3 protein-coding genes are annotated in these 5,928 nt (G+C 31.7%); all 3 read right to left on the bottom strand.

Features of this window, described 5'->3' with window-relative positions:
* Window positions 1–252 precede the first annotated feature (252 nt).
* On the bottom strand, window positions 253–1,965 hold the full coding sequence (ade, locus tag COZ07_RS00225) for an adenine deaminase (protein WP_406606612.1): 1,713 nt from the start codon (window positions 1,963–1,965) through the stop codon (window positions 253–255).
* A 505-nt stretch (window positions 1,966–2,470) separates the two neighbouring features.
* The gene (coaE, locus tag COZ07_RS00230; protein WP_406606613.1) at window positions 2,471–3,091 is read right to left on the bottom strand and encodes a dephospho-CoA kinase; all 621 of its coding nucleotides are present in this window, start codon (window positions 3,089–3,091) and stop codon (window positions 2,471–2,473) included.
* An 18-nt stretch (window positions 3,092–3,109) separates the two neighbouring features.
* Window positions 3,110–5,770, bottom strand: coding sequence for a DNA polymerase I (gene polA, locus COZ07_RS00235; RefSeq protein ID WP_406606614.1), 2,661 nt, complete (start codon window positions 5,768–5,770; stop codon window positions 3,110–3,112).
* Between the last annotated feature and the right edge of the window lie 158 nt (window positions 5,771–5,928).

Consider the following 5,928-nt stretch of genomic DNA (forward strand, 5'->3'; position numbering starts at 1 on the left):
AAAATTATCAAAGCAACTCGGGTCGGATAAATCCGACCCCTACATTAATAGCAATACTTTATTATAAAAGTTTTAAATTTTGAGTTTTGCCTTGAAGTTTTTCGCTTTTCTGCCTGTGCGTGCCTGCCTGTGCGTGTACGCACGCAGACAGGTAGCTTTAAGTTTTTAGCTATACACCGATAATTTAAATCTGAAAAACTGCATTTAAACTAACGACTATTCACTGACGACTAATTTAATTGGTTATTCAGCTTAATCTAAAAATAAATCTACAATTTTAGAATTATCAACATCTACCAAACCTTTATTAGTTATTTTAAGATGAGGAGCTACTTCTAAAGATAAAAAGGCAATACTCATAAAAGGATTATCCATCGTAACCCCCAAACTCTTTGAAGTTTTATAAAGGGAATCTAAATTTTCTTTCACTTCCAAGAGGGGTCTATCTGACATCAAACCAGCAATGGGTAAGGGTAGTGAATCTATTATTTCTTCATCTCTAGATATGGCTAATCCACCTCCCATCTTAGCAATAGCTGCCCCTACGTTTAGCATATCTTTATCGTTAGTTCCTACAATTATAATATTATGGGAATCATGAGCAACGGATGAACCCAGTGCACCTTTTTTAAGTCCAATTCCCTTAACTAAACCCACACTTACTTTTTTTATAGCATGATGCCTCTCTATTACTGCAACTTTTAAAATATCCCGCTCAGTATCAGAAATTACCCAGTTATCTTCAACTTTAGGAAGGTCTATACTACTTTTAGTTATGATCTGACCTGGTATAACTTCTATAATTCGGCATTTGTTTCCTTTAACTCGAATCTTAAAATCTTTAGGGTAAAGCCATTTAATATTAACTGACCCCCTAATAGGGACTTCCAATGGTTTGGGGTTTAACTCTAATAATTCCCCATTTTTTGCTACTAATTTTCCATTATAAAAAACTTTTAGGATGTTAAAATCTTTAAAATTATCAAAAACAACTAAATTAGCAGTATAACCTGGAGCAATTGCTCCCAAGTTCCTTAATCTGAAATATTCGGTGGTATTAAGAGTAGCCATTCTTATAGCTGTAATCGGGTCAATACCATTTTTTATAGCAGTTTTTATTAAATAATTAATATGCCCTTCTTCTATTAAATCCTTGGGATGTCTATCATCACAACAAAAGAAACACCTTCTAGAATTATTTGAATTAAGAAGAGGTAAAAGATCTTTTAGATTCCGAGTAACAGAACCTTCTCTTAACATAATATACATACCTAATCTCAATTTTTCTTGAGCTTCTTTTACGGTAGTGCACTCATGATCAGATCTTATTTGAGCAGATATATAAGCACATAAATCTTTACCGGACAAATTAGGGGCATGACCATCGATACATTTAGGGGAAAAGATTTTTATTTTATCTAAAACTTCAGGGATTTGATTTAAAACTCCTGAGAAATTCATCATCTCTCCTAATCCTAAAACCCATTTTTCATCTAAAAGGGGATATAAATCATTGACACTTATACTTGCTCCTGAAGTACCTAATGATGAAGCAGGAACACAAGAAGGTAGCATCATAAAAATATTTAAAGGGTTGTATTTACTGGATTCTAACATATACCGAATACCTTCTAAACCTAAAACATTGGCAATTTCATGAGGGTCTATAATTACTGAAGTCGTCCCTAAGGGTACTACCGTTTTAGCAAATTCCGAAATTTTTACCATGGAGCTTTCTAAGTGAATATGTCCATCAATAAATCCAGGAGATAAATAGCAATCAGAGATATCAATTTCCCTATCTGCACTATATCCTTCTCCTATACCTACAATCATATCTTTATAAATTGCCACATCATTAGGGTATATTTCTCCCGAAAAAACATTTATTATCTTTCCATTTTTTAATAATAAATCAGCTTTTTTATCACCTCGAGCAGTTTTTATAATTTTAGCCAGATTCATAATAACTTCACCTTCTTTCGTATTGCGTATAACGTATAACGTATAGCGTATAGGATTAAATCATTTTAGATAACATGCTACCTATTTTTTTAATAAATTTTTAAGGTCATTTCTTATCTCTTTATGTCATTCCCACCTGTCTGCCGCACAGGCAGGTGGAAATGGGAATCCATCTTACTTTTCTTATATTTTACCCCTGGATTCCCGCTTTCGCGGGAATGACAGGGGGGGGAGTAGTTGTGTATTTTTCTGCCTGTGCGTTAGCCTGCACGCAGACAGGTGCCCAGCACAGACAGGTGCAGACAGGTCAGGTAGGCACGCAGACAGGAATTGTGCCCTTCCTGTTTTATTGTCTTTTGCTTACCTTGGGCACGATGCATCGTGTCTCTACACCATATTACATATTATGGGCAGACACAAGGTCTGCCCCTACTATTTTATTCTGGCTTCTGACTTCTTTTTCTTAACCAACTAACCAGGTAACTAACTAACCAACTAATTAATTTTACCCGCTATCTGCTAAAGACATAAGTTCCTCCCATATCTTTTCTACTTGTTTCCTCGTTTTATCTAACGTATCATCATTATCTATCACATAGTCAGCTCTCTCAATTTTTTCTTTTAGGGGTATTTGAGATTTAATTTTCTGTAATGCTTCTTTTTCAGCTAAATTATTTCTTTTTTTTAATCTTTTGAGTTGTTTCTCTTCATCTAAATATACTACTATTATTTTATCCATTAATCTATCTATCTTAGTTTCATAGATTAAAGCAGCATCTATAATTAATATTTTTTTTTCTTCTTTACTATTATTTTTGGCCAAGCTTATTTCTTTTTTAATTAATTTTATTATTTCAGGATGAGTAATTTTATTTAGTTTTTTTAATAGATTTTGGTTTGCAAAGACTATTTTGCCTAATTTTTCCCTATTAATGGTCTGGTCTTTTTGTAAAATATCTTTCCCAAATATTTTAATTATTCTTTTCCAGGCAGCTCCCGGAGGTAAAATTACCTGATGACCAAGTTTATCAGCATCAACAATCTTAGCACCTAAATCTTTAAACATTCTAGCCACCGTACTTTTACCACTTACAATCCCACCGGTAAGTCCAATAATCAAGGCCATGGTTCCTCCCTAAATTAGTTAGCTAACCTCTGCCCAATTATCACCAACTTTTAAATTAACTTTTAGAGGCACAGAAAGTTCTAAACTATGTTCCATAATATCTTTAATGATGGATTTAACTTTTTCTAATTCTGGTTTATAAACCTCAAATATTAATTCATCGTGTATTTGAAGTAGTAGTTTACTTTTAAAGCTTTCCCTTTTAAAAGATTCGCTTATTTTAAGCATAGCTATTTTTATTAAATCAGCTGCACTTCCTTGAATGGGGGTATTAATGGCAATTCTTTCATTGAATTCACGAATATTTTTATCTTCACTGTTTATCCCTTCTAAATATCTTCTTCTCTTTAATAGAGTTATTATATAACCCTTCTTTCTAGCCTCTTCTTTCTCTCTCTCAATATATCTTTTTACTCCTTGATATCTTAAAAAATAATTATAAATATATTTTTCAGCCTCTTCTCTTTCTATTCCTAAATTTTGTGCTAATCCGTAACTACTCATTCCATAAATAATTCCAAAATTAATCACTTTAGCCATTCTTCTCATCTGCTGGCTAATTATATCCTGGTCAAGGCCAAATATCTCCGCGGCAGTATGGACATGAATATCTTCATCATTTTTAAAAGCATTAATTAAACTTTCATCCCCGGATAGATGGGCTAAAATACGCAATTCAACCTGAGAATAATCTGCAGATAATAATATAAACCCTTCCTCGGCAATAAAAGCCCTTCTAATTTCTCTACCCATTTCAGTTCTAATGGGAATGTTTTGGAGGTTTGGTTCACTACTACTCAATCTTCCAGTAGAAGTAGCCGTTTGATGAAAAGAGGTATGTATCCTCTTAGTTTGGTTATTTACTAAAAGAGGTAATTTATCGATATAGGTATTCTTTAATTTATCTAATTCTCTATATTCTAAGATGAAAGATACAATTTTATGATGGGGAGCTAAAGTATTAAGTACCTCAGCATTGGTAGAATAACCAGTTTTTATCTTCTTAATGATAGGTAGCTTTAATTTTTCAAAAAGTATTACACTCAACTGTTTAGGAGAATTAATATTAAATTCAGTTCCGGCTAAATTACAAATAGTTTCTTTTAACTCTTTTAACCGAAAATCCATTTTTTGGGACATTTCTTTTAAAACATCGACATTAACTTTAAAACCATTAATTTCCATTTTCCCCAATATCTTCACTAAAGGCATTTCTATTTCTTTAAATAAAGAAATTAAATTTTTTTCTTTCATTTTTTCTTCTAAAATATCTTTTAATCTTAAAATATTTCGAGCATCTTCACAAGTATCTTCTATACTCTGGACCTTTTTTCCCTGATTTTTTTTATCTTCATCTTTTAAATATTTTAAATATTCCCAGCATAAAATCCGTAAATTATACTTTTCCATAGAAGGATTTAGCAAATATGCAGCAATCATGATATCGAAATTATCACCCCTTAATCCTACCTTATATTTATGAAGCACTATAAAATCAAATTTAAGGTTATGGCTAATTTTAATAATCCTTTCATTTTCGTAAAATGGCCGTAATTGACTTAAAACTAATTCGGTAGAAAGACATTTTGTATTTTCCATTAAATTTAAAGGAACTAATGGGAGGTAATAAATTTCATTATCTTTTAAGCTGAGGGCAATTCCTAAAATGTTTGATAAGATAGCATCATCTGAAGAATTTATTAAACAAAAAGAAAAATATTTATTTTCTTTAATTCTATTGGTTAACTCAGTTAATTTTTCTTCCGTATCAATCAAATTATATTTTAAATTAGTTTTTTCTTGATTAATTTGAGGTGCAATCTTTTTTAATAAATTTTTAAATTCCAATTTTTTAAATATTCCCCACAATTCCTTATAATTTGGAGGTTTAATCTTAGCAGCATCGAAATCATAGGTTATAGGAACTTCCCTTACAATAGTAGCTAACCTTTTACTCATTAGAATTTGATCTTTGTACTTCTTTATCTTTTCTCTCCAAGATTTTTTAGAAATTTGGTCAACATTATTTAAAATATCTTTTAAACTACCAAATTTTTTGATTAAAGCCAGGGCAGTTTTTTCTCCTATACCTGGAACACCCGGAATATTATCAGAAGGATCTCCCTTTAAAGCTAAAATATCTACTATTTTCTCGGGGTCTACTCCATATTTTTTCCTGATACTCTCTTCATCATAAATTTTTACCTCAGTTACTCCCTTGATAGTAGTCATTACCCGGGTATGTGGAGAAATTAGTTGAAAAGCATCTTTATCTCCGGTAACGATAATCGTAGTACAATTTCTTTCCTCTGCTTCTTTGGCTATAGTACCAATAATATCATCTGCTTCATAACCCTCTTTGGAATAAATCGGAATATTATAATTATTAATAATTTCTTTAATAAGAGGAATTTGGTTAATTAATTCATCAGGCATTTTCTTTCGATGAGCTTTATATTCTTTAAACTCTTGATGCCGAAAAGTTGGAACCGGGGTATCAAAAACTATCATCATATATTCAGGTTTTTCTTCTTCTAATAACCTCGATAATATCATAGTAAATCCATAAACTGCATTAACAATTTGACCAGAAGAGGTAGTTAATTGGGGTAAGGCATAAAAAGTACGGTAGAGTATTCCGTGTCCATCAACTAAAATAAGTTTCTTCCTGCTCTCCATAACTTTTCTTCTTTCCTTTAATTCGTTCGTTCTCTTGACAATAAATATTACTTAACCTATAATTTTAAAATAGAGATTTACAATTGCCGAAGTGGCGAAATTGGTAGACGCACTGGACTCAAAATCCAGCGAGCCTCAAAGCTCGTGTCGGTTCGACT

Origin of the sequence: Candidatus Infernicultor aquiphilus (assembly GCF_002784285.1) — a bacterium.
GTDB lineage: Bacteria > Atribacterota > Phoenicimicrobiia > Phoenicimicrobiales > Phoenicimicrobiaceae > Infernicultor > Infernicultor aquiphilus.